Here is a 25,533-nt window from a genome sequence, read left to right as displayed (position 1 = left end):
ATGGTGATGCCGGGCGACAACGTGACCATGGACGTCACGCTGATCGTGCCGGTGGCCATGGAGGAGAAGCTGCGCTTCGCCATCCGCGAGGGCGGCCGAACCGTCGGCGCCGGCGTCGTCGCCGCCATCAACGCGTAGTCGTCAGACAGATCGGCCCTTCGTCTCCCGGGACGAAGGGCCGGTGCCCGGACACAGCATCCGTCAGGGGACGATTGAGGGAAGGGCCCTCGCGCCCGCCCAACACGTTTCCGTCGAGGTTTAGGTCATGAACGGTCAAAACATCCGCATCCGCCTGAAGGCGTTCGATCATCGCATCCTGGATGCGTCCACCCGCGAGATCGTCTCCACCGCCAAGCGGACCGGCGCGACCATCCGCGGCCCGATCCCGCTGCCGACCCATATCGAGAAGTTCACGGTCAACCGCTCGCCGCACATCGACAAGAAGTCGCGCGAGCAGTTCGAGATGCGCACCCACAAGCGCGTGCTCGATATCGTCGATCCGACCCCCCAGACCGTGGACGCGCTGATGAAGCTCGACCTCGCCGCTGGCGTGGACGTGGAGATCAAGCTCTAAGCCCCGCCGGGTTTAGAGCTTACCGTTTCATCGCGCGAGGGAGACACCTTATGCGCTCAGGCGTCATTGCACAGAAGGTCGGCATGACCCGGATCTTCACGGAAGCGGGGGAACACGTTCCCTGCACCGTGCTCAAGATCGAACAATGCCAGGTGGTCGCCCACCGCACGGTCGAGAAGAACGGCTACGTCGCCGTCCAGCTCGGCGTCGGCAAGGCGAAGGTCAAGAACGTCTCGGCCGCCGAGCGTGGCCGCTTCGCGGTCGCCAAGGTCGAGCCGAAGCAAAAGATCGCCGAGTTCCGCGTGTCCGAGGATGCGCTGATCCCGGTGGGCGCCGAGATCACGGCCGATCATTTCATCCCGGGCCAGTTCGTCGACGTGACGGGCACGACCACGGGTAAGGGGTTCGCCGGCGGCATCAAGCGCTGGAACTTCGGCGGTCTGCGCGCCACCCACGGCGTGTCGATCTCGCACCGCTCGATCGGTTCGACCGGCGGCCGTCAGGATCCGGGCAAGACCTTCAAGAACAAGAAGATGCCCGGTCACATGGGCGTCGACCGCGTGACCACGCAGAACCTGCGCGTCGTCCGCACGGACGTCGAGCGCGGCCTGATCCTGGTCGAGGGTGCGGTTCCCGGCGTCGCCGGCGGCTGGATCCAGATCCGGGACGCGGTGAAGCGCAAGCTTCCGGCCGAAGTTCCCCAGCCCGGCAAGTTCCGTGAGAACGGCGCGTCGGCTGCCCCGCAATCCGCCCCCGAGGCGCCCGCTGCCGAGGAGAACGCGTGATGAAGCTCGATATCACCACCCTCGACGGCGCCGGCGCCGGCTCGGTGGAGCTCGACGAGGCCATCTTCGGCCTCGAGCCCCGCGCCGACCTGCTCCAGCGCATGGTGCGCTGGCAGCTCGCCAAGCGTCGTGCCGGCACCCACGCCGTGCAGAACCGCTCGGACGTGAACCGGACCCGAAAGAAGCTGTACAAGCAGAAGGGCACCGGCAACGCGCGTCACGGCGCAGCCTCGGCTCCGCAGTTCCGCGGCGGCGGCCGTGCGTTCGGCCCGGTCGTCCGCGACCACGGCCACGACCTTCCCAAGAAGGTCCGTGCCCTGGCCCTGCGTCACGCCCTGTCGGCCAAGGCCAAGGCCTCGACCCTCATCGTCGTCGACGACATCAAGATCGAGGACCACAAGACCAAGGGTCTCGTCGAGCGCTTCGGCAAGATGGGTCTCTCGAGCGCGCTGATCATCGGCGGCGCCGAGGTCGACGAGAACTTCGGCCGCGCCGCCCGCAACATCCCGATGATCGACGTGCTGCCCGTGCAGGGCATCAACGTCTACGACATCCTGCGCCGCGACACGCTCGTGCTGACCCGCGCCGCGATCGACGCGCTGGAGGAGCGTTTCAAATGAGTGCCGATCCGCGCCACTACGACATCATCGTCTCCCCGGTCATCACCGAGAAGGCGACGAACCTCACCGAGCAGAACAAGGTCGTCTTCCGGGTCGCTCCGAAGGCCACCAAGCCGCAGATCAAGGAAGCGGTCGAGAAGCTGTTCGACGTCAAGGTCACGGCGGTGAACACCCTCGTGACCAAGGGCAAGAAGAAGATCTTCCGCGGCATGCGCGGACAGCGTTCGGACGTGAAGAAAGCGGTCGTGACCCTCGCCGAAGGTGACACGATCGACGTCACGACCGGCCTCTGACATAGACCGGGTAGGGATTTAAGCCGATGGCCTTGAAGACATTCAAACCGGTCACGCCGAGCCTGCGCCAGCTCGTGCTGGTCGACCGCCGTGAGCTCTACAAGGGCAAGCCGGTGAAGGCGCTGACCGAGGGCAAGTCGTCCTCGGGCGGCCGCAACAACCTCGGGCGGATCACCGTCCGCTTCCGCGGCGGCGGTCACAAGCGCTCGCTCCGTCTCGTCGACTTCAAGCGTCGGTCGCAGCCGGGCGTGTCGGCGACCGTCGAGCGGATCGAGTACGATCCGAACCGCACGGCGTTCATCGCGCTGATCAACTACCCGGACGGCAAGCAGAGCTATATCATCGCTCCGCAGCGCCTTCAGCCGGGCGACAAGGTGGTCTCGGGCGAGGGCGTCGACATCAAGCCGGGCAATGCCGGGCCGATCGGCGGCATGCCGGTGGGCACTATCGTGCACAACATCGAGCTGAAGATTGGCAAGGGCGGCGCCGTCGCCCGCTCCGCCGGCAACTATGCTCAGATCGTCGGGCGCGACCAGGGCTACGTGACGCTCCGTCTGAACTCCGGCGAGCAGCGCCTGGTCCACGGCCAGTGCTACGCGACGGTGGGTGCGGTCTCGAACCCGGACCACATGAACATCTCGCTCGGCAAGGCCGGGCGCAACCGGTGGCTCGGCAAGCGTCCGCACGTTCGCGGCGTGGCCATGAACCCGGTCGACCACCCGCACGGCGGCGGCGAGGGACGCACCTCGGGCGGCCGTAACCCGGTGACGCCCTGGGGCGTGCCGACCAAGGGGAAGAAGACCCGCTCGAACAAGCGGACCGACGTCTTCATCCTGTCCAGCCGCCACAACCGCAAGAAGTAACCATCATGGCACGCTCACTCTGGAAGGGGCCGTTCGTCGACGGCTACCTCTTCAAGAAGGCCGAGGCGGCTCGCGGGTCGAGCCGGAACGAGGTCATCAAGATCTGGAGCCGTCGCTCCACCATCCTGCCGCAGTTCATCGGGCTCACCTTCGGTGTGCACAATGGGCAGAAGCACATCCCGGTCTACGTCTCCGAGGAAATGGTCGGTCACAAGTTCGGCGAGTTCTCGCCGACCCGCACCTTCCACGGCCACGCGGCCGACAAGAAGGCGAAGAGGCGCTGACATGGGCAAGCAAGCCACCCCCCGCGCGCTGCCCGAGAACGAGGCCAAGGCCGTGGCACGGATGCTCCGTGTCTCGCCCCAGAAGCTCAACCTCGTCGCGCAGATGATCCGCGGCAAGAAGGTCGAGTCGGCGCTCGCCGACCTCGAGTTCTCCCGCAAGCGCATCTCGACCGAGGTCAAGAAGTGCCTCGAGAGCGCGATCGCCAACGCCGAGAACAACCACGATCTGGACGTCGACGACCTCGTCGTCACCCAGGCCTTCGTGGGCAAGGCGCTGGTCCTGAAGCGCTTCCACGCCCGCGCCCGCGGCCGCGGCGCGCGCATCCTGAAGCCTTTCTCGAACCTCACCATCGTGGTTCGCGAAGTCCGCACCGCCGAAGCGGCCTGAGGAGAATCTGATGGGTCAGAAAGTCAACCCGATCGGTCTCCGGCTCGGCATCAACCGGACCTGGGATTCCCGCTGGTTCGCCGGCAAGACCGAATACGTCAAGCTGATGCACGAGGACGTCGCGATCCGCGCCGCTCTCATGAAGCAGCTCAAGCAGGCGGCGGTCTCCAAGATCGTCATCGAGCGTCCGCACCGGAAGTGCCGCGTCACCATCCACTCGGGCCGTCCGGGCGTGGTGATCGGCAAGAAGGGCGCCGACATCGAGAAGCTGCGCAAGCTGGTCAACACGATGACCAAGGCCGACGTGACCATCAACATCGTCGAGGTGCGGAAGCCCGAGATCGACGCCGTGCTGGTGGCCGACTCGATCGCGCAGCAGCTCGAGCGCCGCGTCGCCTTCCGTCGCGCCATGAAGCGCGCCGTGCAGTCGGCGATGCGCCTCGGGGCCGAGGGCATCCGGATCAACTGCTCCGGCCGTCTCGGCGGCGCCGAGATCGCCCGCCAGGAATGGTACCGCGAGGGCCGCGTGCCCCTGCATACGCTGCGCGCCGACGTCGACTACGGCACGGCCACCGCGTTCACGACCTACGGAACGTGCGGCATCAAGGTCTGGGTGTTCAAGGGCGAGATCCTCGAGCACGACCCGATGGCGCAGGATAAGAAGGCGCAGGAAGAGGGCGGCCGTTCGGGCGGTCGTCGCGAGCGCGATGGCGAGGGTGACCGCGGTCGCGGTCGCCGCGATCACGCCTAAGCGCGATCGTCGGACCCCCGAGCCAAGGAAGGTGTTGAGAGGCTGCCATGTTGCAACCCAAGAAGACCCGGTTTCGTAAGCAGTTCAAAGGTCGCATCTCCGGTGCGGCCAAGGGCGGCTTCGACCTGAATTTCGGCCAGTTCGGCCTGAAGGCGGTGGAGCCCGAGCGCATCACCGCGCGCCAGATCGAGGCGGCCCGCCGCGCGATCACCCGTGAGATGAAGCGTCAGGGCCGGGTCTGGATCCGGATCTTCCCCGACGTTCCGGTCACGTCGAAGCCGACCGAAGTCCGCATGGGCTCCGGCAAGGGCGCGCCCGAGTACTGGGCTGCCCGCGTCCACCCGGGCCGCATCATGTTCGAGGTCGACGGTGTCGCCGAGGACATCGCGAAGGAGGCGCTCCGCCTGGGCGCCGCCAAGCTGCCCATCCGCACGCGCGTCGTGCAACGCATCGCCGACTAAAGGGAGGCAGATCATGAAGTCGTCACAGAGACAGTCGGATCTCGCCGCCCTGTCGCCGGACCAGTTGAGCGACGAACTGCTGAACCTCAAGAAGGAGCAGTTCAACCTGCGCTTCCAGGGGGCCACCGGCCAGCTCGAGAACGTCGCCCGCGTCCGCGAAGTCCGTCGCGACATCGCCCGCGTCCGCACCCTGCAGCGTCAGAAGACGCTGCAGGCGACGTCGGCTTGAGGAGTTTCATCATGCCGAAGCGCGTATTGCAGGGCGTCGTCGTCAGCGACAAGGGCGAGAAGACCATCGTCGTGAAGGTGGAGCGCCGCTTCACCCACCCGGTGATGAAGAAGACCGTTCGCCGCTCGAAGAACTACCATGCCCACGACGAGGCGAACGCCGCCAAGGTCGGGGCCACGGTGTTCATCGAGGAGTGCCGGCCCTTCTCCAAGACCAAGACCTGGAAGCTCGTCGAGGGCGAAGCCGCGTCGGCCGAGGCTCCCGCGGCTGCCTGATCGTCTTGGACGGACCTTGAGACGGGCGCAGGATGCTGCGCCCGTTTTTTCGTATCTGATCCGAGAACGACGTCGGTGCCTAACCGTGTCGAGCGTTCGACGATTCGACCGCGGCTTGGGTTCGACCCATCAATCTCGATCTCCCCATGACCGGCGAGTCGGCCGGTGGCGCTTTTCGCGCCTCGTCGCACAATCCTCACGAGGAGCCTGCCGTCATGCGTCGCTGACGGGAGGAAGCTCCTTTGAACGAGGATGAGCCGCATGCTGAAAAACGCCAATCGCGCCTGGGAAGCCCTCCTCGGCTTCTTCGGCGCCGATGACGTGAACGGGATCGTTAGTTCGAGGCGTGTCTTCGGCATTCACCTGCTTCCGGACCTGCAGGCAGAGACGCTTGCACAGGTGAACCCGTACGCCCCGACCCTGTTGGGCGTCCACCAACCCTACGAACAGCGTCCGCTGACGATCTCCGGCCTGCTGGTCCGCGGCAATGATCAGGCCATCGCGATCACGCCGTTGCAGTATCGCGACGTTGACATCGGGGAGAGCGAACCGTTCCCGGCGTTGAACACCGGCCTTTGGTTGTTCCAGGTCGACGGCCAGCCGGTCGCGGTGCTCCTGTCGCAGTATTCCAACTTCAGGTCGGGCAAGTTCGCTCAGGTCGAGATCGCAACGCTGCCGGGATCCGAGGCTCAGGCGTTCGCGCGCACGTTTCTAAAACGTATTCAAGAGGCGGGCGCGAACTCGATCCTGTATCGCGGCAAGGTCCTCTCCTTCGAGGGTGGATCCGACTATACCGGCATGAGTACGGAGATGTCCGTCCATAAGCTGTCGCCGGTGGCCCGAGAGGCGATCATCCTCGACGACGCCACGATGGCGCGCCTGGATCGCCACGTCTTCGCGTTCGACCGGCATCGCGCCGGTCTGCGCCGCCTCGGGCAGTCGATCCGGAAGGGTCTGCTCCTTTATGGGCCGCCCGGCACCGGGAAGACCCACGTGATCCGATACATCGCCTCGAATTTACCGGCCCGGACCACCATCCTGATCACGGCGGAGCAGGTCCAGGACCTGACCCGATACATGCTGCTTGCGCGCACCCTGCAGCCGAGCATCGTCGTGCTGGAGGACGTGGATCTGGTCGGGCGCTCGCGGGAGGGCATGAACAGCCCGAAGACGGAGGTCCTGTTGAACCGTCTGCTCAACGAGATGGACGGTCTGGGCGACGATGTGGACATCCTTTTCCTCCTGACCACCAACCGGCCCGAGGAGATCGAGGAGGCCCTCGCGTCGCGTCCGGGACGCGTCGACGAGGCTATCGAGATCGCGAATCCCGACGCCGTCTGCCGCGCACGGCTGATCGCCCTCTACGGAGGCGCCTTGAGCTTCGAGGAGGGGGCCATCGACGACGCGGTCGCGATGTCGGAGGGAGCGAGCGCCGCCTTCGTCAAGGAGATGGTTCGGCGTCTGTCTCAGGCTTCGCTCTCCTGCGGACATGACGATGCGGTGGACCGCGCCACCGTCGCAGACGTCCTGAGCGAAGCTGCGGAGAACGGAAACCGGATCGGCCGCCGAATCATCGGTCTCCCGAGCAGTCCCACGCGGGCCGGGCGTGCCGGCGCCCCACCCCTCGACGGCTGCGGCGAGGATCTGGAGCTCGGCACGGATTAGGCGGAGGCCCGCCCGGAACGTCTTCCACCCGAGGGCCGGCACGGAAAGTCTTGCGCCCCTGCGCCCCGTGGTGTAGTGGGCACCCCTTCGCGACATGTGAGAGGGGTGTTCGCGCCCTTCGTACGCGGTGACCGCGCCGGCGCTGGACAAGCGCCGATAGCGCGGTCTGTCATATGAGCCGGGGACATCAGATCCCCATCAGGCGTCGTCCGCCGGGCAATACCGCCCGTGTGCGGAAACCCGCCTGAAACAAGGAAAGGTCACTCCTGTGATCCAGATGCAGACGAATCTGGACGTCGCCGACAACTCGGGTGCGCGTCGCGTGATGTGCATCAAGGTGCTGGGCGGGTCGAAGCGGCGCTATGCCGGCGTGGGCGACATCATCGTCGTGTCCATCAAGGAGGCGATCCCGCGCGGCCGCGTCAAGAAGGGCGACGTCATGAAGGCGGTGGTCGTGCGGACCGCCAAGGAAGTGAAGCGTCCCGACGGTTCGGTGATCCGCTTCGACAAGAACGCGGCCGTGCTGATCAACAATCAGAAGGAGCCGATCGGGACCCGCATCTTCGGGCCGGTGCCGCGCGAGCTGCGCGCCCGCAACTACATGAAGATCATCTCGCTGGCTCCGGAGGTGCTGTGATGGCAGCCAAGATCAAGAAGGGCGACACCGTCGTCGTCCTCACCGGTCGCGATTCCGGTCGCTCCGGCGAGGTCATCCAGGTGATGCCGAAGGACGACAAGGCGCTCGTCCGCGGGATCAACCTGGTCAAGAAGCACCAGAAGCAGAGCCAGAACCAGGAAGGCGGCATCATCTCGAAGGAGGCCGCGATCCAGCTCTCGAACCTCGCGTTGCAGGACGCGAACGGCAAGCCGACCCGCGTGGGTTTCCGCATCCTCGAAGACGGCCGCAAGGTCCGCTTCGCCAAGACCACGGGGGATCAGATCGATGGCTGAGGCCAACAAGGACGCCTACGTCCCGCGCCTGCGCGCCCACTACGACGAGGTCATCCGCCAGAAGCTCATCGAGCAGTTCGGCTACAAGAACCCGATGCAGGTTCCGCGGATCGACAAGATCGTCATCAACATGGGCGTCGGCGAGTCCACCGCGGACTCGAAGAAGGCCACCGTCGCCGCCGGCGACCTGGCGCTGATCGCCGGCCAGAAGCCGGTCATCACCAAGGCCCGCAAGCCGATCGCCACCTTCAAGGTCCGCGAGGGCATGCCGATCGGCTGCAAGGTCACCCTGCGCCGCCAGAAGATGTACGAGTTCATGGATCGCCTCGTCACGATCGCGCTGCCGCGCGTCCGCGACTTCCGCGGCCTGAACCCGAAGTCGTTCGACGGCCGCGGCAACTACGCGCTCGGCCTCAAGGAGCACCTCGTGTTCCCGGAGATCTCGTACGACAAGGCCGAGCAGACCTGGGGCATGGACATCGTCGTCGCCACCACCGCCACCACCGACGAGGAAGCCCGCGCTCTCCTCGCCGCCTTCCAATTCCCGTTCCGGCAGTAGGCGTCCCTCGGGATACCTAGACGCGGACACCGGAGGATAGACAATGGCAAAGAAGAGTTCAGTCGAACAGAACAACCACCGGAAGGAGCTGGTCAAGCGCTTCGCTGCGAAGCGCCAGGCCCTGCTCGCGACCGCCAACGACGAGTCCCTCGAGATGGAGGAGCGCTTCGAGGCGCGCCTCAAGCTCGCGGAGCTTCCCCGCAACTCGTCGCCGACCCGCGTGCGCAACCGGTGCGAGATCACCGGCCGGCCGCGCGCCTATTACCGCAAGATGGGCGTCTCGCGTATCGCGCTGCGCGAGCTCGGGAACCGGGGCCTGATCCCGGGCCTCGTCAAGTCGAGCTGGTAAGGAGGCACCCATGGTCAACGATCCCGTGGGCGATATGCTCACCCGCATCCGCAACGGCCAGATGCGCCGTCGCAACGTCGTCTCGACGCCCGGCTCGCGCCTCCGCGCGAACGTCCTGAACGTGTTGAAGTCGGAAGGCTACATCCGCGACTTCGCGACCACCGAACTCGGCAACGGCCGGACGGAGTTCGCGATCGAGCTGAAGTACTACGACGGCCAGCCCGTCATCCGCTCGATCCAGCGCGTGTCGAAGCCCGGCCGCCGCGTCTACTCGGCCGTCGGCGATCTGCCGCGCGTCGCCGACGGTCTCGGCGTCACCATCGTGTCCACCCCGCAGGGCGTCATGGCCGACCACGAGGCGCGCGAGCGCAACGTCGGCGGCGAAGTGCTCTGCAAGGTGTTCTGATCCCCGGATAAGGAGAGAGGCAGATGTCTCGCGTAGGCAAGAAGCCCGTCCCCGTTCCGGCCGGCGTCACCGCGTCGGTCACGGGTCAGACGGTGAAGATGAAGGGCTCGAAGGGCGAGCTACAGTTCGTGGTTCCCTCGCTGGTCGACGTGGCGCTCGAGGACGGCGCGATCACGGTGACCCCGAAGGACCAGTCCAAGGCGGCGCGTTCGCTCTGGGGCACCTCGCGGGCCCAGGTCGCGAACCTCGTCGAGGGCGTGTCCAAGGGCTTCGAGAAGAAGCTCGAGATCACCGGCGTCGGCTATCGCGCCGCGATGGCCGGCAAGGCGCTCAAGCTCTCGCTCGGGTACAGCCACGACATCGAGTACCAGATCCCGGCCGGCATCACGATCGTGACGCCGAAGCCGACGGAGATCACGATCTCCGGCATCGACCGCCAGGTCGTCGGCCAGGTCGCCGCGGAGATCCGCGACTACCGCGGTCCCGAGCCCTACAAGGGCAAGGGCGTGAAGTACGCCGGCGAGTTCATCTTCCGTAAGGAAGGCAAGAAGAAGTAAGGGGGCTGAGACATGTCACGCAAACTCGAAGCCCTCGATCGCCGCAAGGCGCGGGTGCGCCGGGCGCTCCGCGCCTCCGCCAACGGCCGGCCGCGCCTGTCGGTGTTCCGCTCGTCGAAGCAGATCTACGTCCAGGTCATCGATGATGCGGCGGGCGTCACGCTCGCCGCCGCCTCGTCGATCGACAAGGGCCTGCGCGCCGACCTGAAGACTGGCGCCGACGTCGCCGCCGCCTCGGCGGTGGGCAAGCTCGTCGCCGAGCGCGCCAAGGCCGCCGGCGTCTCGAAGGTGGTGTTCGACCGCTCGGGCTACCAGTACCACGGCCGGATCAAGGCTCTGGCCGAAGCCGCTCGCGAGGGTGGCCTCGACTTTTAAATCTCGGCGGTGCGGAGGCGGCGCGTCCGCCTCCGGCGATGACGATTCAAGCGAGCGGGCCCGCCGCCCGCGCCAGTGAGATGAAACGGAAGCAACATGGCACGTGAACGTGAAGGCGGTGGCCGCGGCCGCCGCGACGACCGCGAGGATCGCGACAGCGAGTTCGTGGACAAGCTCGTCCACATCAACCGTGTCGCCAAGGTGGTGAAGGGCGGCCGTCGCTTCGGCTTCGCCGCGCTCGTCGTCGTCGGCGACCAGAAGGGCCGCGTCGGCTTCGGCCACGGCAAGGCCCGCGAAGTCCCCGAGGCGATCCGCAAGGCGACGGAAGCCGCCAAGCGCGGCCTCGTCCGCATCTCGCTCCGCGAGGGCCGGACGCTGCACCACGACGTGCAGGGCCGTCACGGCGCCGGCAAGGTGATCCTCCGCGCGGCTCCGCAGGGCACCGGCATCATCGCCGGCGGCCCGATGCGCGCCGTGTTCGAGACGCTCGGCATGCAGGACGTCGTGGCCAAGAGCCTCGGCTCCTCGAACCCCTACAACCTCGTGCGCGCCACCTTCGAGGCGCTGAAGAACGAGGACAGCCCGCGCTCGGTCGCCGGTCGTCGCGGTCTCAAGGTGTCCACGCTCCAAGCGCGGCGCACCGATTCGGACCCGTCCGACCAGTCCGAAGCCGCAGTCGCGTAAGGGGAGGGCAGCATGGCTAGCAAGACTGTCCGCGTGGAGCAGATCGGTTCCCCGATCCGCCGCGAGGCCTCCCAGCGCCAGACGCTGGTGGGCCTGAAGCTGAACAAGCTTCACCGTGTCTCCGAGCTCGAAGACACCCCCGCCGTTCGCGGCATGATCCGAAAGGTCGCGCACCTCGTGCGCGTCCTCGACGACGCGGCTTGAGGAGGGCGCGATGAAGCTCAACGAGATCCGCGACAACGAAGGCGCAACCAAGAACCGGATGCGCGTCGGCCGAGGCATCGGTTCCGGCAAGGGCAAGACCGCAGGGCGCGGCGTGAAGGGTCAGAAGGCCCGGACCGGCGTGGCCATCAAGGGCTTCGAGGGCGGCCAGATGCCGCTTCACCGTCGCCTGCCGAAGCGCGGCTTCAACAACCTCTACTCGACCGACCTCAACGAGGTGAATCTCGGCCGGGTGCAGCAGGCGATCGACGCCGGCAAGCTCGACAAGGCCGCGACCGTGACGGTCGAGGCCCTCGTGCAGGCCGGGATCATCGCCCGTCCCCGCGACGGCGTGAAGCTGCTCGGCGTCGGCGAGCTGACCGCGAAGGTCGCCTTCGAGGTGACCCGCGCGTCGAAGTCGGCGGTCGAGGCGGTCGAGAAGGCCGGCGGCAGCGTCGTCGTCGCCTACGGCGCCGGCGTCTCGGTCCGCGGCAAGGGTGGCAAGGACTTGGGCGGCAAGGGTGAAGCGACCGCCTGAGCGCGGTTGCCTCGCCGGGAGCGACCCCTTAAGTCGAAGCTTCGAGCGGCGGCCCGTGCGACCTCGCATGCGGCCGCCGCTCCCGTTTTCAGGGATGCCCCGCGGCTCCCTCGTGACCCATCAACAGGACACAGGCCATGGCCTCAGCCGCCGAGCAGCTCGCCGCGAACCTCAATTTCGGTGCCATCGCGAAGGCGGATGAGCTCAAGAAGCGCATCTGGTTCACCCTCGGCGCGCTCGTGGTGTTCCGGCTCGGGACCTACATTCCGATCCCCGGCATCGACCCGGAGCAGTTCGCGCGCAACTTCCAGCAGCAGGCCGGCGGCGTGCTCGGGCTGTTCAACATGTTCTCCGGCGGTGCCGTCGAGCGCATGGCGATCTTCGCGCTCAACATCATGCCGTACATCTCGGCCTCGATCATCATCCAGCTGCTCACCTCGGTGATCCCGAGCCTCGAGACGCTGAAGAAGGAGGGCGAGTCCGGCCGCAAGGTCATCAACCAGTACACCCGCTACCTCACGGTGGTGCTGGCGCTGGTCCAGTCCTGGGGCATCGCCGTCGGCCTCCAGGGGTCGAGCGCCGCGATCGATCCCGGCCCGTTCTTCCTCGCCTCGACCGTGATCACGCTCACCGGCGGCACGCTGTTCCTGATGTGGATCGGCGAGCAGATCACCTCGCGCGGCATCGGCAACGGCTCGTCACTGATCATCTTCGCCGGCATCGTCGCCCACCTGCCGACCGCCATCATCGGTGCGCTCGAGCTGTCGCGCACCGGCGCGCTGTCCTCGGCGGTAATCCTCGGCGTCGGCGTCGCCGCGATCGGCCTCGTCTACTTCATCGTGTTCATGGAGCGCGCCCAGCGCCGGCTGCTGATTAACTATCCTAAGCGCCAGGTCGGCAACCGGATGTACGAGGGCCAGACGTCGTTCCTGCCCTTGAAGCTCAACACCTCGGGCGTGATCCCGCCGATCTTCGCCTCGTCACTCCTGCTGCTGCCGGCCACCGTGGCGAGCTTCTCGGCCAACCAGGGCACCGGCGTGCTGGCGACGGTCACGACCTATCTCGGCCACGGCCGTCCGCTCTACATGGCGCTCTACGCCGCGCTGATCATCTTCTTCGCGTTCTTCTACACCGCGGTGGTCTTCAACCCGCAGGAGACCGCCGACAATCTGAAGAAGCATGGCGGCTTCATCCCCGGCATCCGGCCCGGCGAGCGCACCGCGGCGTTCATCGACAAGGTGCTGACGCGCATCACCCTGATTGGCGCGCTCTACCTGACCTTCGTCTGCCTGGTGCCGGAGATCATCGCCTCCTACGCCTCCGCCAGCCTCGGATTCGGCGGCACGTCGCTGCTCATCGTCGTCTCGGTGACGATGGACACCGTGGCGCAGATCCACGGGCACCTGATGGCGCACCAGTACGAGGGCCTCGTCAAGAAGGCCAAGCTGCGCGGTGCGTCAACGACCCAGCGGCGGCGCTGAGCGGCACGTCGGGCGATACGGCTCGGCGACACGAGAGACACAATCGCCGGAATGACGAGTGGACAGCGATTTGCCCGCTCGCCCGTCCGGCGGAAGCCGCTACAAGCAACGCCGACGCGGGAACGACGCCGATACGGCGTCGCCGCGCGCCAAGAAGCCCTGAGAGACGGGCACGGACGAGGATAACGCCCATGCGGATCATTCTGCTCGGACCACCCGGCGCGGGGAAGGGGACACAGTCCGAGCGGATCGTCGCGCGATTCGGCATCCCGCAGCTTTCCACCGGCGACATGCTGCGCGCGGCCGTCGCTGCCGGAACACCGGTCGGACTCCAGGCGAAGGCAGTGATGGAGAGCGGCGGCCTCGTGTCCGACGCGATCGTCGTCGGCATCGTCGCCGACCGGATCGAGGAGGCGGATGCGCGCGGCGGGTTCATCCTCGACGGCTTTCCCCGCACCGTCGAGCAGGCCAAGGCCCTCGACGTGATGCTGGACGAGAAGGGCCTGCATCTCTCGACCGTGGTCGAGTTCAAGGTCGACGAGAAGGTCCTGGTCGGGCGCATCGCCAAGCGGGCGGAGGAGACCGCCGCCCGCGGACAGCCGGTGCGGAAGGACGACACCCCCGAGGTGTTCGCCTCGCGTCTCGAGGCCTACCGGATCCAGACCGCCCCGCTCTCGGCCTATTACGAGCGCGCTGGGATGCTGCAGACCGTGGACGGCATGGCGCCGATCGACGCGGTGACGGATTCGCTGATGGCGATCCTCGAATCGCATCGCGAAGGCGTGGCGTCCTGAAGCCATCCTTCTGGGGACCCATGATCATGTCGACGCATGCGGCTCGGGCGATCCTCGCAGCGCTGACCCTGACGGTCGGCGCGATGCCGATGGCGGCGTGGGCCGGCCCGGCGCAATCGTATCAGTACGAGCGACGGACGACCGGCCGCCTGTGCAGGCCGCCGCTGAAGTTCGCGGCTGGCGCGTGCGTGCGGCGCTGCCCGGCCGGCTTTCGCGACAACGGCGGGTATTGCCGCCAGCTGAACCAGCGCTTCTGACGTCGACCCGAAGAGACCCACGCTCCTGCGGTTCGCCAGGTGACGCGATGGGGACGATGCAGCGCGCCGGGCGCGCCCGCCGGGCCCGGCGCGGCGTCTTATCGTGCCGAACCGTTGACATCACCGCCGGCCCGCGCTAGCAGGCCGGTCTTCGTCTGCACAGCCGTTGGTCCGAGGTGCCCTCCAAGGGGCGGCCGCGGGCCGATTTGTCGTTGACGGGCGTGCAGGGGCCGGCCTCCACCGGACGCACGCTTTCCCACAGGACGGCCCGGGCGATCGCCCGTACGCCACATGGAGCATGACCTTGGCCCGTATCGCCGGCGTTAACATCCCGACCAACAAGCGCGTCGTCATCGCGCTCCAGTACATCCACGGCATCGGCGCGAAGAAGGCCGAGGAGATCACGGAGAAGGTTGGCATCCCGGCCGAGCGCCGCGTGAACCAGCTCACCGACGCCGAGGTGCTGCAGATCCGCGAGACGATCGATCGCGACTACCTCGTCGAGGGCGACCTTCGCCGCGACGTCTCGATGAACATCAAGCGCCTGATGGACCTCGGCTGCTACCGCGGCCTGCGCCATCGCCGCAACCTGCCGGTCCGCGGCCAGCGCACGCACACCAACGCGCGCACCCGCAAGGGCAAGTCCAAGCCGATCGCCGGCAAGAAGAAGTAAGCTTACGAATTCGGAGGCTGCGCGCGGCGCGGCCTCCCATGCATCGTGCCGGATCTCCCTCGACGGGAGCCGGCGTGACGGGGCGGCGCTCCGCAAATGTGCCGACCGAACCCATACGAGAATCCCGAGCACCTGGAATTACGGGTGCGCTTGAAGGACAGGTATCGAAAAGATGGCTAAGGAACCGACCCGCGTCCGCCGGCGCGAACGCAAGAACATCGTCTCGGGCGTGGCGCACGTCGCCGCATCGTTCAACAACACGATGATCACCATCACCGACGCGCAGGGCAACACGATCTCGTGGTCCTCCTCGGGCGCCATGGGCTTCAAGGGCTCGCGGAAGTCGACCCCCTACGCCGCGCAGGTCGCCGCCGAGGACGCGGCCCGCAAGGCCGCCGAGCACGGCATGCGCACCCTCGAGGTCGAGGTCTCCGGGCCCGGCTCGGGCCGCGAGTCGGCGCTCCGCGCCCTCCAGGCCGCGGGCTTCACCGTGACCTCGATCCGCGACGTCACCTCGATCCCGCACAACGGCTGCCGCCCACGCAAGCGTCGGCGCGTCTGAGGCGGACGGAGACACACGTGGCGGATACGAAGATCCTTCCCGGCGTCAAGCGCTGGAGCGTCGGTGACATCACGCTCACCGTGCTCAACGACGGCTGGTTTCAGGGCTCCCTCGATCTCGTCACGGGCATCTCGAAGGACGAAGCCGGCGCTCTGCAGCGCGCCGGCTTCCGTACGCAGGAGCCGCGGGTGATGCTCAACGCATTCCTGCTGACGGGCCCCGGCCGCAAGCCGGTGCTGATCGATTCCGGCTACGGGTCGTTCGGTCCGCCGACCATGGGTCGCGTGCCCGCAGCGCTCGCCGTCGCGGGCGTGGCGCCCGAGGCGATCGAGACCGTTCTCGTCACGCACTGCCATCCCGACCATATCGGCGGGCTGTTGGTCGATGGGAAGGCCGCCTACCCGAACGCGGAGATCGTGCTGCATTCGGACGAGGCGGCGTACTGGCTCCCCGATGCGGCGCTCGCCGCCGCACCGGACGGGGCAAAGCCGTATTTCGAGAATGCCCGCAAGGCGCTGGCACCCTATGCCGGCCGGGTGCGCGAGCAGTCCGGCGGGGAAGTCCTGCCGGGCATCACCGCGGTGCACCTGCCCGGCCATACGCCGGGCCATCGCGGTTTCCGGATCGTTTCGGGGGACAAGTCGCTCCTGGTGTTCACCGATGTGGTGCACCTGCCGGCGATCCAGTTCAAGCAACCCGAGGCGGGCGTCGGCTTCGATGTCGACGGCGACCAGGCGCGGGCGACCCGCAAGGCGATCCTCGCGGATCTGGCGGCCGACGGGACCCGCATCGCCGGCTCGCATCTCGAATTCCCGGCCGTCGGCACCGTGACGCGGGATGGGGACGGATACCGGTTCGTGCCGGACCTCTGGGTCGCCGACGAGGCGTAGGCCCGGAGCAGTCTTTTAGGGACCGACCGACGCTGGGGGCAGCGTCGATCGGCCGAAGCGCGGACCCGGACGTCGCGGGTTCGTGCGTCAGGAGAGGTAGGATCGTGGTCATTCAGAAGAACTGGCAAGAGCTGATCAAGCCCAACAAGCTGCAGGTCTCGACCGGCGACGACCCGAAGCGGGTCGCCACCGTCGTGGCCGAGCCGTTGGAGCGCGGCTTCGGCACGACGCTCGGCAACTCGCTGCGCCGGGTGCTGCTGTCCTCCCTCCAGGGCGCGGCCGTGACCTCGGTCCAGATCGACGGCGTCCTGCATGAATTCTCCTCGATCCCGGGCGTCCGCGAGGACGTCACCGACATCGTCCTGAACATCAAGACGATCGCCATCCGCTCGCAGACCGACGCCCCGAAGCGCATGACCCTGCGCAAGACCGGCCCGGGCCTCGTCACCGCCGGCGACATCGGCACGGTCGGCGACATCCAGATCCTGAACCCCGACCTCGTGATCTGCACGCTGGACGACGGCGCCGAGATCCGGATGGAGTTCACGGTCGCCACCGGCAAGGGCTACGTGCCGGCCGAGCGCAACCGCCCCGAGGACGCGCCGATCGGCCTGATCCCGGTGGACGCGCTGTTCTCGCCGGTGACCAAGGTCAGCTACCGCATCGAGACCACCCGCGAGGGCCAGGATCTCGACAAGGATAAGCTGACGATGACCGTCGAGACCAACGGTGCGGTGTCGCCGGAGGATGCGCTGGCCTACGCGGCGCGCATCATCCAGGACCAGCTCCAGGTGTTCGTGAACTTCGAGGATCCGCGCAAGGAGGAGGCCGCGCCGCTCGCGCCGCAGCTGCCCTTCAACCCGGCGCTGCTCAAGAAGGTCGACGAGCTCGAGCTTTCTGTGCGTTCGGCGAACTGCCTGAAGAACGACAACATCGTCTACATCGGCGACCTCATCCAGAAGTCCGAGGGCGAGATGCTGCGCACCCCGAACTTCGGCCGCAAGTCGCTCAACGAGATCAAGGAAGTGCTGGCCGGGATGGGTCTGCACCTCGGGATGGAAATCCCCGGCTGGCCGCCGGAGAACATCGAGGATCTCGCCAAGCGCTTCGAGGAGCACTACTGAGGGCGAATGGCGAGTAGGAGTAGCGAATAGGGGTGTCCATAGGGCGCCCCGGTTCCGCTGCACTCTATTCGCTACTCGCTACTCCCTATTCGCCTTCAAGATGACGGTCGTACCGTGGCACGGCGACCGCAAAAACCAGGAGAGCCAACATGCGTCACGGATTCCGCGGTCGTCGTTTCAACCGCACCACCGAGCACCGCAAGGCGATGTTCGCCAACATGTCCGCCGCGCTGATCAAGCACGAGCAGATCATCACCACGCTGCCGAAGGCCAAGGACCTGCGCCCGGTCATCGAGAAGCTGATCTCGCTCGGGCGCATCGACAGCGTCCACACCCGCCGTCTCGCCATGTCGCAGATCCGCGACCACGACATGGTCAAGAAGCTCTTCATGGTGCTCGGCCCGCGCTACACGGCCCGTCCGGGCGGCTACTGCCGCATCATGAAGGCCGGCTTCCGCAAGGGCGACAACGCCCCGCTCGCCGTGATCGAGTTCGTCGACCGCGACGTCAGCGCCCGCGGCAAGGATTCGGGCCCGGTGCTCGGCGGCGAGAGCGAAGCGGCCTGATCGGCGCCTCGACAGCACGAGTTCGAAGAAGGGCGGCCGAGAGGCCGCCTTTTTCGTTGGCCCGAGGCCGTTGCGCGATGCTCGTCCCGGGACGACCGCGATGCGGCGAGCGCATACGGTCGAGGCCGGCGTTTCTCGGGGACGGACGCGCTTTCGAACGCGTTTCCGTCGGGACGGACGGCCGGGCCGATGCGTCAGGTGCCGGGCGCGTCGCCCAGCAGCAAGGAGACGCGGCGGGCGAGCTCGGCCGACTGGAACGGCTTCGTCAGCACCGGCAGGTCGTGCGGGATCTCCACCGCCTCCGCGTGCCCCGTCAGGATCAGCACAGGGACCTCGGACCAGCGGCTCCGCACCTCGGCCGCCAGCTCGACGCCGGTCATGCCGGGCATCGCGAGGTCGGCGACCACGAGGTCGAAGCGGCGCTGCTCCATCAGCGCGAGCGCGGCCGCGCCGTCCGAGGCCTCGATCTCGTCGTAACCGAACCCGTTGAGGAACGAGGCGGTGACGTGCCGGACCTCGGCGTCGTCGTCCACCACCAGGATGGCCGCCGCGCGTGCCGCCGCCGGCGCGACCGCGACGTCGGCCTCGTCCGCCACGACGGCCGCGGAGGCCCGCGGCAGGGCGAGGTCGACGCGGGTGCCGTGCCCGACCCGGCTGTCGATCCGCAGGCGGCCGTGGGATTGCTGGGCGAGGCCGAACACCATCGCGAGGCCGAGGCCGGTGCCCTGGCCGACGGCCTTGGTGGTGAAGAACGGCTCGCAGACCCGCGCTAGGATCTCCGGTGGGATGCCTTCGCCGGCATCGCTCACCGATACGCCGACATAGGCGCCGCTCTGCACGTCCGGATCGTCCTCGATCGTCAGCGCCGCCGTCTCGATGACGATCACGCCGCCCTCGCGCATGGCGTCGCGGGCGTTGATGCAGAGGTTGAGGATCGCAAGCTCGAGCTGGTCGGGGTCGACCTGAACCGGGCCGAGATCGCTGCCGAGCCTGGTCTCGACGGTGACGAGCCCGCCGAGGCTGCGCCCGAGCAGCGCCGACATGCCCTCGACGAGGGCGTTCACGTCGGTCGGGCGGGCACGCAGGTCGTTGGCGCGGCTGAAGCTCAGCAGGCGCTTGGTCAGAGAGGCGCCGCGCTCGGCCGCGCCCCGCGCGTTCTCGATCAGCCGCAGCACGCGGGGCTGCTCATGAACCTTCGGCGCGGCGAGCTCGAGGCTGCCGAGGATCGCGGTCAGCAGGTTGTTGAAGTCGTGCGCGATGCCGCCGGCGAGGGTGCCGAGCGCCTGCATCTTGTCGGACTGGCGCAGGCGGGCCTCGAAGCCCTTCTGCTCGGTGACGTCGCGCTCGATCGTGGCGAGATGCGCGATCGCGCCGGAGGGGCCGCGGATCGGGACCCGGACCACGTGGCTCCAGCGCTCGGCGCCGATCGGCCCTTCCGCGGAGACGACGTCGCCGACCTCGCCCGAGCGGATCGCGGCGGCGTCGGCCTCGGCGCTCTCGGCGGCGCGCGTCCCGGGCAGCTCGGCTTCGCTGCGGCCGAGGCAGCCCGCGACGTCGAGGCCGAGCAGCGCCGCCTTTCGGGCGTTGAGGCGCAGGAAGCGCCCGGCCGCGTCCTTGAACGAGATCGCGTCCTCGGAATGGTCGAGCAGGCCGCGCAGCAGGGCCCGCTCGGTGGCGAGCTCCCGCCCGAGCGCATGGCGCTCGAAGGCGTTGCGCACGGTGCCGCGCAGAAGGTCCGCGTCCCAGGGCTTGGCGACGTAGCCGCTGATCCCGCCGCGGTTCAGCGCGCCGATCACGGCGGTGATGTCGGCGTACCCGGTGAGCAGGATCGCCTGGGCTTCGTGGAACCCGCGCATCTCGGCCAGCAGCGCGTCGCCGGTCATGCCGGGCATGCGCTGGTCGGACAGGACGACGGCGATGTCGGGATCGTCGCGCAGGATGGCGAGGGCGTCCACCGGCTTCGTCGTCGTGACGATGCGGTAGGTGTCCTCGAACAGGTCCTCGAGGGCGATCAGGATGTCCGGCTCGTCGTCGACGGCCAGGATCGTGCCTCTGGTCATACGGTCGCCGTCTGCCTCGGAATCCCGATCACGAAGCAGGCCCCGCCGCCGGGAGCCGTCTCCACCGTGAGCGAGCCGCTATGCGCCTGAACCACGCTGTAGGCAATCGCGAGGCCGAGCCCGGTTCCGGCCCCGACCGGCTTGGTAGTGAAGAACGGCTCGAAGATCTTCTCGCGCAGGTCCTCGGGGATGCCGGGGCCGGTGTCGCTGATCCGGATCAGGTCGGTCTCGGGCGTGGTCTCGGTGACGACGCGGATCCGCCCGCCCTCGGGCATCGCGTCGGCGGCGTTGCCGAGGATGTTCATCACCACCTGGTTGAGCAGCGCCGGGGTGCAATGGATCTCGGGGCGCCCCGCGAAGTCGCGCTCGACGGCGATGCGCGAGCCGAGCTTGTGCTGGATCAGCGCCAGCACCGTCTCGATCGCCTCCGGCACGTTGACCAGGGAGCGCTCGCCCTCGTCGAGCCGCGAGAACTTGCGCAGGTTCAGGACCAGGTCCTGGATGCGGGTCAGGCCCATGCGCATCGCACCGACGCGGTCGCGCGCCTTGGCCAGGCCCTTCTGCGCCGCGGGGTCGGATTCGGGCATCGGCAGCTCGCCGAGCACGCGCTCGACGGTGCCCTGATGCGCGAGGATGAAGGCCAGCGGGTTGTTGATCTCGTGGGCGATGCCGGCGACCAGCTCGCCGAGCGAGGCCATCTTGGCGGCCTGGACAAGCTTGGCCTGCGCGTCGGTGAGCTTGCGGTTGGCGAGGGCGAGGTCGTCGTTGGCGCGCTCGAGGGCGTCGGCCAGCCGTGCGCGCGCCTCCGCGGCCTCGGCCTCGGCGCGCGCGCGCTCGACCGCCTGCTGCCGGGCGCCGAACTCGCCGGCGATGCGGCGGTCGTCCTCCTCCAGGAAGCGGCGCCGCACGAGGCCGCGCACCCGCAGCGCCAGCACCTCGGCATCGGACTTCGAGACCACATCGTCGGCGCCCGCGGCGTAGGCCTGGACGAGGAAATCCTTGGGGGGGTTGCTGCCGGCGACCCCGACGAGGTGGAACCCGGCGCCGGCCACCCGGACGCCGCGGCGCTGGTCGATGGCCCGGCACAGGGCGAGGCCGTCGAAGGCCGGGCCGAGCAGGTCGACGGTGACGCAGTCGAAGGCCGTCGCCTCGCCCTCGGCGTCGAGGACGGCGAGCGCCTCGTCCGGCCCCGCGCTGGCGGTGACGGCGTGGCCGTCCTGGCCGAGCAGGCCGGCGAGGAAGGTGCGGTAGGTGGCGCTGCCGTCGATCACCAGCACGCGCCCGCGCCGGAAGGCGGCGGCCGACGGGGTCTCTGCGCTGCCGGGCGCCACGCTGCCCAGGCGCTCGCGCAGGAGCGCGCGGATGCGCAGGATCAGCAGGTCGCGGTCGCCGGACTTGGCGACGTAGGCGTCGGCGCCGCTCTCGAGGCCCTGGCGCTCGCCGTCGCGGGCGCCGGTGAGCATCAGCAGGGGGAGGGCGCGGGTGCGCAGCGAGAGGCGCAGCTGGCGCGTCAGCTCGTCGCCGTTCATGCCCGGCAGGTGGTAGTCGGCGACGACGAGGTCGGGCAGGCCGTGGTTGAGGTGGTCGAGCGCGGCTTCCGCGGTCGGGCAGCGCTCGACCTGGAAGCCGTGGCTCTCCAGCAGCAAGCGAAGCTCCAGCGCCTGCGTCTCCGAATCCTCGACCAGGAGGATGCGGGCGGCCTCCGTCGCCGTGCCGGCGGTGCCGTTCATGCCGGCCGGTCCTGCGAGCCGGCCCCGGGCATGGCGAGCTTGAGGACATGGGCCGAGACGCGGTCGAGGGGCAGGACGGCGCGGGCGGCCTTCAGGCGCACGGCCGCCGCCGGCATGCCGTAGACGACCGCCGTGCTCTCGTGCTCGGCCACCGTCTGCGCGCCGGCGGCATGCATGTCGAGCAGGCCGAGCGCCCCGTCCTCGCCCATGCCGGTGAGCAGAACGCCGAGCCCCGTCGCGCCCGCCTGCCGCGCGACCGAGCGGAACAGCACGGTCGCCGCCGGTCGCTGGCCGGAGACCGGCAGGCTGTCGAGGATGCGCAGGATCCGGCCCGGCCCCAGCTCCAGGTGGCGGTCGCCCGGGGCGACGTAGACCCGGCCGGGCTCGGCCCGCTCGCCGTCGCGGGCGACCGTGACGGGCATCGGCACCACGCCGTCGAGCCAGGCCGCGAACCCGTCCATGAAGGCCGCGCCCATGTGCTGGACCACCAGCACCGGCAGCGGGAACGTCTCGGGCAGCGCCCCGATCACGCGGGCGAGCGCCGGCGGGCCGCCGGTGGAGGCGGCGATCGCCAGGACGGTCGGCGGCAGGTTCGCCGCGGGTGCGGACGCAGCCGCCGCGGTGCGCCCGAGCCACTCGGTGCCGATCGGGCGGCGGCGGATCACCGGGACCTGCGCCATGATGCGCAGCTGGGTGCAGATCTCGCCGGCGACCGCGTCGTAGCCGGCATGGGTCGTCGCCACCGGCTTCTCGACCACGGACAGCGCGCCGGCCCGCAGGGCGTTCATCGAGATGCGCAGCGAGGAATCCTCGACCGAATCGGCGATCACCACGATCGGCGTCGGGTGCTCGGACATGATGCGGCGGGTGGTCTCGAGCCCGTCGATGCCGGGCAGGCGGATGTCCATCGAGATCACGTCGGGCCGCACGCTGTCGATCGCCGACAGGGCCTCCTCGCCCGACGCGACGGCGGCGACGCAGGCGAGGCGGGGATCGCGGGAGAGGATGTGGCGCAGCAGCTCGCGCACCACCAGGCTGTCCTCGACCAGCATGACGCGGACCGGCTCGCTCACAACAGCTGCCCGATGGTGTCGAGGAGTTGGCGCTGGTCGAACTTCTGCTTGGTGAGGTAGGCGTCGGCGCCGAGGTCGAGGCCGCGGGCGACGTCGGCCGCGTCGCCCCGCGAGGTCATCAGCACCACCGGCAGGCGCGCGAACCGCGTCTCGGCGCGGATCGCAGCGAGCAGGCCGAAGCCGTCGAGCCGCGGCATCTCCACGTCGGCGAGCACGAGGTCGAACACCTCGATGTCGGCGTGCAGGCGATCGAGGGCGTCCTGGCCGTCGACGCACACGACCACGCGATAGCCGGCGGCTTCCAAGATGCCCTTCTCCAGGGTGCGGGTGGTGATCGAATCGTCGACGACGAGAATCGTCGCGCGGTGTTTCGAACGTGGCGCCTCCGCCAACGTTCCGCCAGCATCTGCGACCCCGTCGCCCGGCCTCGCCGCCGCGCCGGCGGCACCCGCCCGCGCAGCGAGCCCGTCGGGATCGAGCACCAGGGCGGGCACGTCGCCGGGCAGGATGACGGTGCCGGCGACGAGCCCGGACTCGGCGCCGACCGGCGGCGCCGGCAGCACGAGGAGGGTGCGCACGTCGTGGAGCGCGTCGACGGCCAGCGCGAAGCGGCGGCCGCCGGCCCGCACCAGGATCGCGGTCAGGTGCGGGCTCGCGGAGGCAGGGCCGCCGAGGATCTCGGCCAGCGCGACGATCGGGAAGGTCTCCTCGGCGCCGCCCGCGCCGGGCACGCGCAGCACCGGGCGGCCCATCGCCTGCGGCAGGCCGGCCCGATCGAGGCGCAGCAGGCGCTCGACCGCGGCGCCGGGCAGCGCGTAGGTCGCTCCACCCGCCTCGACGAGGAGCATCGCGCGTCGTGCCGCCGAGAGCGGCGCCGAGATGGTGAGGATGCTGCCCCAGGGCTCGCGCGGCTCCAGCCGGACGCTGCCCTGGAGCGCGCGGGCGGCGTCGGCGACCACCGAGAGGCCGAAACCGCGCCCGGACAGGGCGTCGACCGCCGCGGCGGTCGAGAAGCCCGGCTCGAAGACCAGAGCGAGCAGGGCCTGCGGATCGGTCGGATCCCCCGGGCGGAGCAGCAAGCGGCGCAGGGCCGTCGCCTCGATCGCCGCGAGGTCGGGGCCGGGGCCATCGTCCGCCACCGACACGACGAGGCGGCCGCCGCGGATCGCGACCTCGAACAGGATCGCCGCCGCGTCGGGCTTTCCCGCCGCCCGGCGGATGTCGAGCGGTTCCGCGCCGTGGCTGAGCGCGTTGCGCAAGGCGTGCAGCACCGGGTCCTTGAGCGCCTGCAGCATCGCGCGGTCGACCGGCAGGTCGAGGCCGCGGACGGCGAGATCGATCTCGCGGCCCTGCTCGCGCGCGGTCTCGCGGAGCGAGCGGGGGAAGCTTCCGAACACGGTCTCGGCCGGCACCAGGGCGAGGCGCTCGGCCTGAAGGCCGACGCGGGCCGCCGCCCCCTCGACGGCACCGGCCGCCGCGACCTGACGGCGCGACAGGTCGGCCGCCTCCCGTGCCAGGCCGGCGAGGCTCGCCTCGACGCCGCGCATCTCGGTGCGGACGGCCTCCACCGCGAGGCCGACCGCTTCGTCCCTGTCCGACCCGGCATCGCGTCCGGCTTCCTGCCGCAGGAGCCGGGCGAGGTTGGACACCGCACCGCGCGCGAACGACGCCTCGGCCTGCCGCCGCAGGTCTTCGGACAGGCGCGCGAGCCGGGCGAGCCCGTCGGAGATCGCGGATCCGACGCCGAGCGTGCTCGCGAGCTCGTGGCTCGCCCGGGTCAGCGCCTCGACTGCGTCGGCGGGCACGCGCAGAAAGGCCGGGCCGGCCTCGGCGGGCGGCTCGACGCCGGACGGCGGCGCAGCGGGCGAGGAGTGCGCGGCGGATTTCGGCTCGGCGGGCGGTCTTGCCGAGACCGGCGGTTCGGCCTCGACCGGCGGCTCGATCTCCGCCGGCGAGGGTTTCGTCGCGTCCGGTGCCCGGGCGCCCGCGAGGCAGCGGTCGAGCGCCGCGATGGCGTCGGCCGGCATCGCGACGTCCGGGTCGGCCTTCATCCCGGCGACGTAGGCTTCGATGCGATCGAGGGCGAGATGGGTCGCGTTCCTGGCCTCGCGATCGAGGGCGGCGCCGGCCGAGACCTTTTCGAACAGGCTCTCCAGGCGATGCGCCACCGCCTCGACCGGCGGCAGGTCGACGGCCCGGGAGGCGCCCTTGAGGCTGTGGGCCCGGCGGAAGATGTCGTTCCAGTCGGGCGCGCGGCCGGTGCCGTCGGCTCCCAGAGCCGCGCGGATCGCATCGATGTGCTCGCGGTGCTCGACCTCGAAGGCCGCGAGCAGCAGCTGGCGGATGTCGGTCACGGCGTCCGCCCGCCGGTCAATGCCGGTAGCGTTCGGCGAGGGCCATGAGGGCTCCTGCGAGCTCGGTGAGGTTGGCCGAGGCCGCCTCGACCTCGCGGGTGCCGGCGGCGGTCTGCTGGCTCGCCTGGCGGATGTTCTGCAGGGCGCCCATCACCTGCTCG

General features: G+C 69.1%; 34 protein-coding genes and 1 pseudogene. 31 read left to right on the top strand and 4 right to left on the bottom strand.

The window, feature by feature from the left end; genetic code table 11:
- From tuf to rplQ, 31 genes and pseudogenes are all read left to right on the top strand, one after another.
- Window positions 1–138: pseudogene (gene tuf, locus MKK68_RS28150) on the top strand (elongation factor Tu); the annotation flags it as partial.
- Between the two features lie 127 nt (window positions 139–265).
- Window positions 266–574, top strand: a complete 309-nt coding sequence (gene rpsJ, locus MKK68_RS28145; RefSeq protein WP_018044230.1) for a 30S ribosomal protein S10 — start codon at window positions 266–268, stop codon at window positions 572–574.
- Window positions 575–624: 50 nt separating this feature from the next.
- Window positions 625–1,359: a 50S ribosomal protein L3 gene (rplC, locus tag MKK68_RS28140; RefSeq protein ID WP_147725867.1), complete on the top strand. Its 735-nt coding sequence runs from the start codon at window positions 625–627 to the stop codon at window positions 1,357–1,359.
- Complete coding sequence (rplD, locus tag MKK68_RS28135; protein ID WP_147842718.1) at window positions 1,359–1,979, top strand: 50S ribosomal protein L4; 621 nt, start codon at window positions 1,359–1,361, stop codon at window positions 1,977–1,979. The genes rplC and rplD overlap by 1 nt, the downstream gene beginning before the upstream one ends.
- The gene (locus tag MKK68_RS28130; RefSeq protein ID WP_147725865.1) at window positions 1,976–2,272 is read left to right on the top strand and encodes a 50S ribosomal protein L23; all 297 of its coding nucleotides are present in this window, start codon (window positions 1,976–1,978) and stop codon (window positions 2,270–2,272) included. Before rplD ends, MKK68_RS28130 begins: the two co-directional genes overlap by 4 nt.
- A 26-nt stretch (window positions 2,273–2,298) precedes the next feature.
- The gene (gene rplB / locus MKK68_RS28125; RefSeq protein WP_147842717.1) at window positions 2,299–3,135 is read left to right on the top strand and encodes a 50S ribosomal protein L2; all 837 of its coding nucleotides are present in this window, start codon (window positions 2,299–2,301) and stop codon (window positions 3,133–3,135) included.
- A gap of 5 nt (window positions 3,136–3,140) precedes the next feature.
- Window positions 3,141–3,419, top strand: coding sequence for a 30S ribosomal protein S19 (rpsS, locus tag MKK68_RS28120; protein ID WP_147725863.1), 279 nt, complete (start codon window positions 3,141–3,143; stop codon window positions 3,417–3,419).
- A gap of 1 nt (window position 3,420) precedes the next feature.
- Complete coding sequence (rplV, locus tag MKK68_RS28115) at window positions 3,421–3,807, top strand: 50S ribosomal protein L22 (protein ID WP_147725862.1); 387 nt, start codon at window positions 3,421–3,423, stop codon at window positions 3,805–3,807.
- A gap of 10 nt (window positions 3,808–3,817) precedes the next feature.
- Window positions 3,818–4,558, top strand: a complete 741-nt coding sequence (gene rpsC, locus MKK68_RS28110) for a 30S ribosomal protein S3 (protein ID WP_147725861.1) — start codon at window positions 3,818–3,820, stop codon at window positions 4,556–4,558.
- 47 nt (window positions 4,559–4,605) lie between these two features.
- On the top strand, window positions 4,606–5,019 hold the full coding sequence (rplP, locus tag MKK68_RS28105) for a 50S ribosomal protein L16 (protein WP_147725860.1): 414 nt from the start codon (window positions 4,606–4,608) through the stop codon (window positions 5,017–5,019).
- A 13-nt stretch (window positions 5,020–5,032) separates the two neighbouring features.
- Complete coding sequence (rpmC, locus tag MKK68_RS28100; RefSeq protein ID WP_147725859.1) at window positions 5,033–5,248, top strand: 50S ribosomal protein L29; 216 nt, start codon at window positions 5,033–5,035, stop codon at window positions 5,246–5,248.
- Window positions 5,249–5,259: 11 nt separating this feature from the next.
- Window positions 5,260–5,523 carry a 30S ribosomal protein S17 gene (rpsQ, locus tag MKK68_RS28095; RefSeq protein WP_147725858.1) on the top strand — a complete coding sequence of 88 codons (264 nt, stop codon included), beginning with the start codon at window positions 5,260–5,262 and terminating at the stop codon, window positions 5,521–5,523.
- A 261-nt stretch (window positions 5,524–5,784) separates the two neighbouring features.
- Window positions 5,785–7,188: an ATP-binding protein gene (locus MKK68_RS28090; RefSeq protein ID WP_244033598.1), complete on the top strand. Its 1,404-nt coding sequence runs from the start codon at window positions 5,785–5,787 to the stop codon at window positions 7,186–7,188.
- Window positions 7,189–7,456: 268 nt separating this feature from the next.
- The gene (gene rplN, locus MKK68_RS28085; protein ID WP_244033597.1) at window positions 7,457–7,825 is read left to right on the top strand and encodes a 50S ribosomal protein L14; all 369 of its coding nucleotides are present in this window, start codon (window positions 7,457–7,459) and stop codon (window positions 7,823–7,825) included.
- On the top strand, window positions 7,825–8,139 hold the full coding sequence (rplX, locus tag MKK68_RS28080; protein WP_147842714.1) for a 50S ribosomal protein L24: 315 nt from the start codon (window positions 7,825–7,827) through the stop codon (window positions 8,137–8,139). Before rplN ends, rplX begins: the two co-directional genes overlap by 1 nt.
- Window positions 8,132–8,698 carry a 50S ribosomal protein L5 gene (gene rplE / locus MKK68_RS28075; RefSeq protein ID WP_147725855.1) on the top strand — a complete coding sequence of 189 codons (567 nt, stop codon included), beginning with the start codon at window positions 8,132–8,134 and terminating at the stop codon, window positions 8,696–8,698. The genes rplX and rplE overlap by 8 nt, the downstream gene beginning before the upstream one ends.
- A gap of 43 nt (window positions 8,699–8,741) precedes the next feature.
- The gene (gene rpsN / locus MKK68_RS28070) at window positions 8,742–9,047 is read left to right on the top strand and encodes a 30S ribosomal protein S14 (protein WP_147725854.1); all 306 of its coding nucleotides are present in this window, start codon (window positions 8,742–8,744) and stop codon (window positions 9,045–9,047) included.
- Window positions 9,048–9,057: 10 nt separating this feature from the next.
- Window positions 9,058–9,453, top strand: a complete 396-nt coding sequence (gene rpsH / locus MKK68_RS28065; protein ID WP_147725853.1) for a 30S ribosomal protein S8 — start codon at window positions 9,058–9,060, stop codon at window positions 9,451–9,453.
- 23 nt (window positions 9,454–9,476) lie between these two features.
- The gene (gene rplF / locus MKK68_RS28060; RefSeq protein WP_147725852.1) at window positions 9,477–10,010 is read left to right on the top strand and encodes a 50S ribosomal protein L6; all 534 of its coding nucleotides are present in this window, start codon (window positions 9,477–9,479) and stop codon (window positions 10,008–10,010) included.
- 12 nt (window positions 10,011–10,022) lie between these two features.
- The gene (gene rplR, locus MKK68_RS28055) at window positions 10,023–10,385 is read left to right on the top strand and encodes a 50S ribosomal protein L18 (RefSeq protein ID WP_147842713.1); all 363 of its coding nucleotides are present in this window, start codon (window positions 10,023–10,025) and stop codon (window positions 10,383–10,385) included.
- Window positions 10,386–10,481: 96 nt separating this feature from the next.
- Complete coding sequence (gene rpsE / locus MKK68_RS28050) at window positions 10,482–11,069, top strand: 30S ribosomal protein S5 (RefSeq protein WP_244033596.1); 588 nt, start codon at window positions 10,482–10,484, stop codon at window positions 11,067–11,069.
- A 12-nt stretch (window positions 11,070–11,081) separates the two neighbouring features.
- Window positions 11,082–11,273, top strand: coding sequence for a 50S ribosomal protein L30 (gene rpmD, locus MKK68_RS28045; RefSeq protein ID WP_147725849.1), 192 nt, complete (start codon window positions 11,082–11,084; stop codon window positions 11,271–11,273).
- 10 nt (window positions 11,274–11,283) lie between these two features.
- Window positions 11,284–11,808: a 50S ribosomal protein L15 gene (gene rplO, locus MKK68_RS28040; RefSeq protein ID WP_147842712.1), complete on the top strand. Its 525-nt coding sequence runs from the start codon at window positions 11,284–11,286 to the stop codon at window positions 11,806–11,808.
- Window positions 11,809–11,945: 137 nt separating this feature from the next.
- Window positions 11,946–13,289, top strand: coding sequence for a preprotein translocase subunit SecY (secY, locus tag MKK68_RS28035; RefSeq protein ID WP_147725847.1), 1,344 nt, complete (start codon window positions 11,946–11,948; stop codon window positions 13,287–13,289).
- Between the two features lie 191 nt (window positions 13,290–13,480).
- Window positions 13,481–14,083: an adenylate kinase gene (locus tag MKK68_RS28030; RefSeq protein WP_244033595.1), complete on the top strand. Its 603-nt coding sequence runs from the start codon at window positions 13,481–13,483 to the stop codon at window positions 14,081–14,083.
- Between the two features lie 26 nt (window positions 14,084–14,109).
- A complete protein-coding gene (locus MKK68_RS28025; protein WP_243933496.1) occupies window positions 14,110–14,340 on the top strand; it encodes a hypothetical protein in 231 nt (76 codons plus the stop codon).
- A gap of 304 nt (window positions 14,341–14,644) precedes the next feature.
- Complete coding sequence (gene rpsM, locus MKK68_RS28020) at window positions 14,645–15,013, top strand: 30S ribosomal protein S13 (RefSeq protein ID WP_147725844.1); 369 nt, start codon at window positions 14,645–14,647, stop codon at window positions 15,011–15,013.
- Window positions 15,014–15,185: 172 nt separating this feature from the next.
- On the top strand, window positions 15,186–15,575 hold the full coding sequence (gene rpsK / locus MKK68_RS28015; protein WP_147725843.1) for a 30S ribosomal protein S11: 390 nt from the start codon (window positions 15,186–15,188) through the stop codon (window positions 15,573–15,575).
- 17 nt (window positions 15,576–15,592) lie between these two features.
- On the top strand, window positions 15,593–16,465 hold the full coding sequence (locus MKK68_RS28010; RefSeq protein ID WP_244033594.1) for an MBL fold metallo-hydrolase: 873 nt from the start codon (window positions 15,593–15,595) through the stop codon (window positions 16,463–16,465).
- A gap of 104 nt (window positions 16,466–16,569) precedes the next feature.
- Window positions 16,570–17,589, top strand: coding sequence for a DNA-directed RNA polymerase subunit alpha (locus MKK68_RS28005; RefSeq protein ID WP_244033593.1), 1,020 nt, complete (start codon window positions 16,570–16,572; stop codon window positions 17,587–17,589).
- Window positions 17,590–17,738: 149 nt separating this feature from the next.
- Window positions 17,739–18,155 (top strand): 50S ribosomal protein L17, encoded by a 417-nt coding sequence (rplQ, locus tag MKK68_RS28000; RefSeq protein WP_244033592.1) that lies wholly within the window; start codon window positions 17,739–17,741, stop codon window positions 18,153–18,155.
- A 194-nt stretch (window positions 18,156–18,349) separates the two neighbouring features.
- Here rplQ and MKK68_RS27995 read toward each other — a convergent pair whose 3' ends face one another.
- Genes MKK68_RS27995 through MKK68_RS27980 form a run of 4 tightly spaced genes read right to left on the bottom strand, consistent with a single transcriptional unit; the run spans window position 18,350 to window position 25,372 of the window.
- Window positions 18,350–20,215: a response regulator gene (locus MKK68_RS27995; protein ID WP_244033591.1), complete on the bottom strand. Its 1,866-nt coding sequence runs from the start codon at window positions 20,213–20,215 to the stop codon at window positions 18,350–18,352.
- Window positions 20,212–21,945 (bottom strand): response regulator, encoded by a 1,734-nt coding sequence (locus MKK68_RS27990; protein WP_243949413.1) that lies wholly within the window; start codon window positions 21,943–21,945, stop codon window positions 20,212–20,214. Before MKK68_RS27990 ends, MKK68_RS27995 begins: the two co-directional genes overlap by 4 nt.
- Window positions 21,942–23,018: a chemotaxis-specific protein-glutamate methyltransferase CheB gene (cheB, locus tag MKK68_RS27985; protein ID WP_313898887.1), complete on the bottom strand. Its 1,077-nt coding sequence runs from the start codon at window positions 23,016–23,018 to the stop codon at window positions 21,942–21,944. Before cheB ends, MKK68_RS27990 begins: the two co-directional genes overlap by 4 nt.
- On the bottom strand, window positions 23,015–25,372 hold the full coding sequence (locus MKK68_RS27980; protein WP_244033590.1) for a response regulator: 2,358 nt from the start codon (window positions 25,370–25,372) through the stop codon (window positions 23,015–23,017). Before MKK68_RS27980 ends, cheB begins: the two co-directional genes overlap by 4 nt.
- Window positions 25,373–25,533 lie beyond the last annotated feature (161 nt).

It is taken from the genome of Methylobacterium sp. E-016, from assembly GCF_022829745.1.
In the GTDB taxonomy this organism is placed as follows: domain Bacteria; phylum Pseudomonadota; class Alphaproteobacteria; order Rhizobiales; family Beijerinckiaceae; genus Methylobacterium.
This window is presented reverse-complemented; position numbering and strand designations above follow the sequence as displayed.

What these genes read in the sequence shown, in the direction of transcription:
- rpsJ (WP_018044230.1), top strand. Translation starts at nt 266, where the DNA reads ATGAACGGTCAAAACATCCGCATCCGCCTGAAGGCGTTCGATCATCGC.
- rplC (WP_147725867.1), top strand. Translation starts at nt 625, where the DNA reads ATGCGCTCAGGCGTCATTGCACAGAAGGTCGGCATGACCCGGATCTTC.
- rplD (WP_147842718.1), top strand. Translation starts at nt 1,359, where the DNA reads ATGAAGCTCGATATCACCACCCTCGACGGCGCCGGCGCCGGCTCGGTG.
- MKK68_RS28130 (WP_147725865.1), top strand. Translation starts at nt 1,976, where the DNA reads ATGAGTGCCGATCCGCGCCACTACGACATCATCGTCTCCCCGGTCATC.
- rplB (WP_147842717.1), top strand. Translation starts at nt 2,299, where the DNA reads ATGGCCTTGAAGACATTCAAACCGGTCACGCCGAGCCTGCGCCAGCTC.
- rpsS (WP_147725863.1), top strand. Translation starts at nt 3,141, where the DNA reads ATGGCACGCTCACTCTGGAAGGGGCCGTTCGTCGACGGCTACCTCTTC.
- rplV (WP_147725862.1), top strand. Translation starts at nt 3,421, where the DNA reads ATGGGCAAGCAAGCCACCCCCCGCGCGCTGCCCGAGAACGAGGCCAAG.
- rpsC (WP_147725861.1), top strand. Translation starts at nt 3,818, where the DNA reads ATGGGTCAGAAAGTCAACCCGATCGGTCTCCGGCTCGGCATCAACCGG.
- rplP (WP_147725860.1), top strand. Translation starts at nt 4,606, where the DNA reads ATGTTGCAACCCAAGAAGACCCGGTTTCGTAAGCAGTTCAAAGGTCGC.
- rpmC (WP_147725859.1), top strand. Translation starts at nt 5,033, where the DNA reads ATGAAGTCGTCACAGAGACAGTCGGATCTCGCCGCCCTGTCGCCGGAC.
- rpsQ (WP_147725858.1), top strand. Translation starts at nt 5,260, where the DNA reads ATGCCGAAGCGCGTATTGCAGGGCGTCGTCGTCAGCGACAAGGGCGAG.
- MKK68_RS28090 (WP_244033598.1), top strand. Translation starts at nt 5,785, where the DNA reads ATGCTGAAAAACGCCAATCGCGCCTGGGAAGCCCTCCTCGGCTTCTTC.
- rplX (WP_147842714.1), top strand. Translation starts at nt 7,825, where the DNA reads ATGGCAGCCAAGATCAAGAAGGGCGACACCGTCGTCGTCCTCACCGGT.
- rplE (WP_147725855.1), top strand. Translation starts at nt 8,132, where the DNA reads ATGGCTGAGGCCAACAAGGACGCCTACGTCCCGCGCCTGCGCGCCCAC.
- rpsN (WP_147725854.1), top strand. Translation starts at nt 8,742, where the DNA reads ATGGCAAAGAAGAGTTCAGTCGAACAGAACAACCACCGGAAGGAGCTG.
- rpsH (WP_147725853.1), top strand. Translation starts at nt 9,058, where the DNA reads ATGGTCAACGATCCCGTGGGCGATATGCTCACCCGCATCCGCAACGGC.
- rplF (WP_147725852.1), top strand. Translation starts at nt 9,477, where the DNA reads ATGTCTCGCGTAGGCAAGAAGCCCGTCCCCGTTCCGGCCGGCGTCACC.
- rplR (WP_147842713.1), top strand. Translation starts at nt 10,023, where the DNA reads ATGTCACGCAAACTCGAAGCCCTCGATCGCCGCAAGGCGCGGGTGCGC.
- rpsE (WP_244033596.1), top strand. Translation starts at nt 10,482, where the DNA reads ATGGCACGTGAACGTGAAGGCGGTGGCCGCGGCCGCCGCGACGACCGC.
- rpmD (WP_147725849.1), top strand. Translation starts at nt 11,082, where the DNA reads ATGGCTAGCAAGACTGTCCGCGTGGAGCAGATCGGTTCCCCGATCCGC.
- rplO (WP_147842712.1), top strand. Translation starts at nt 11,284, where the DNA reads ATGAAGCTCAACGAGATCCGCGACAACGAAGGCGCAACCAAGAACCGG.
- secY (WP_147725847.1), top strand. Translation starts at nt 11,946, where the DNA reads ATGGCCTCAGCCGCCGAGCAGCTCGCCGCGAACCTCAATTTCGGTGCC.
- MKK68_RS28030 (WP_244033595.1), top strand. Translation starts at nt 13,481, where the DNA reads ATGCGGATCATTCTGCTCGGACCACCCGGCGCGGGGAAGGGGACACAG.
- MKK68_RS28025 (WP_243933496.1), top strand. Translation starts at nt 14,110, where the DNA reads ATGTCGACGCATGCGGCTCGGGCGATCCTCGCAGCGCTGACCCTGACG.
- rpsK (WP_147725843.1), top strand. Translation starts at nt 15,186, where the DNA reads ATGGCTAAGGAACCGACCCGCGTCCGCCGGCGCGAACGCAAGAACATC.
- rplQ (WP_244033592.1), top strand. Translation starts at nt 17,739, where the DNA reads ATGCGTCACGGATTCCGCGGTCGTCGTTTCAACCGCACCACCGAGCAC.
- MKK68_RS27995 (WP_244033591.1), bottom strand. Translation starts at nt 20,215, where the DNA reads ATGACCAGAGGCACGATCCTGGCCGTCGACGACGAGCCGGACATCCTG.
- MKK68_RS27990 (WP_243949413.1), bottom strand. Translation starts at nt 21,945, where the DNA reads ATGAACGGCACCGCCGGCACGGCGACGGAGGCCGCCCGCATCCTCCTG.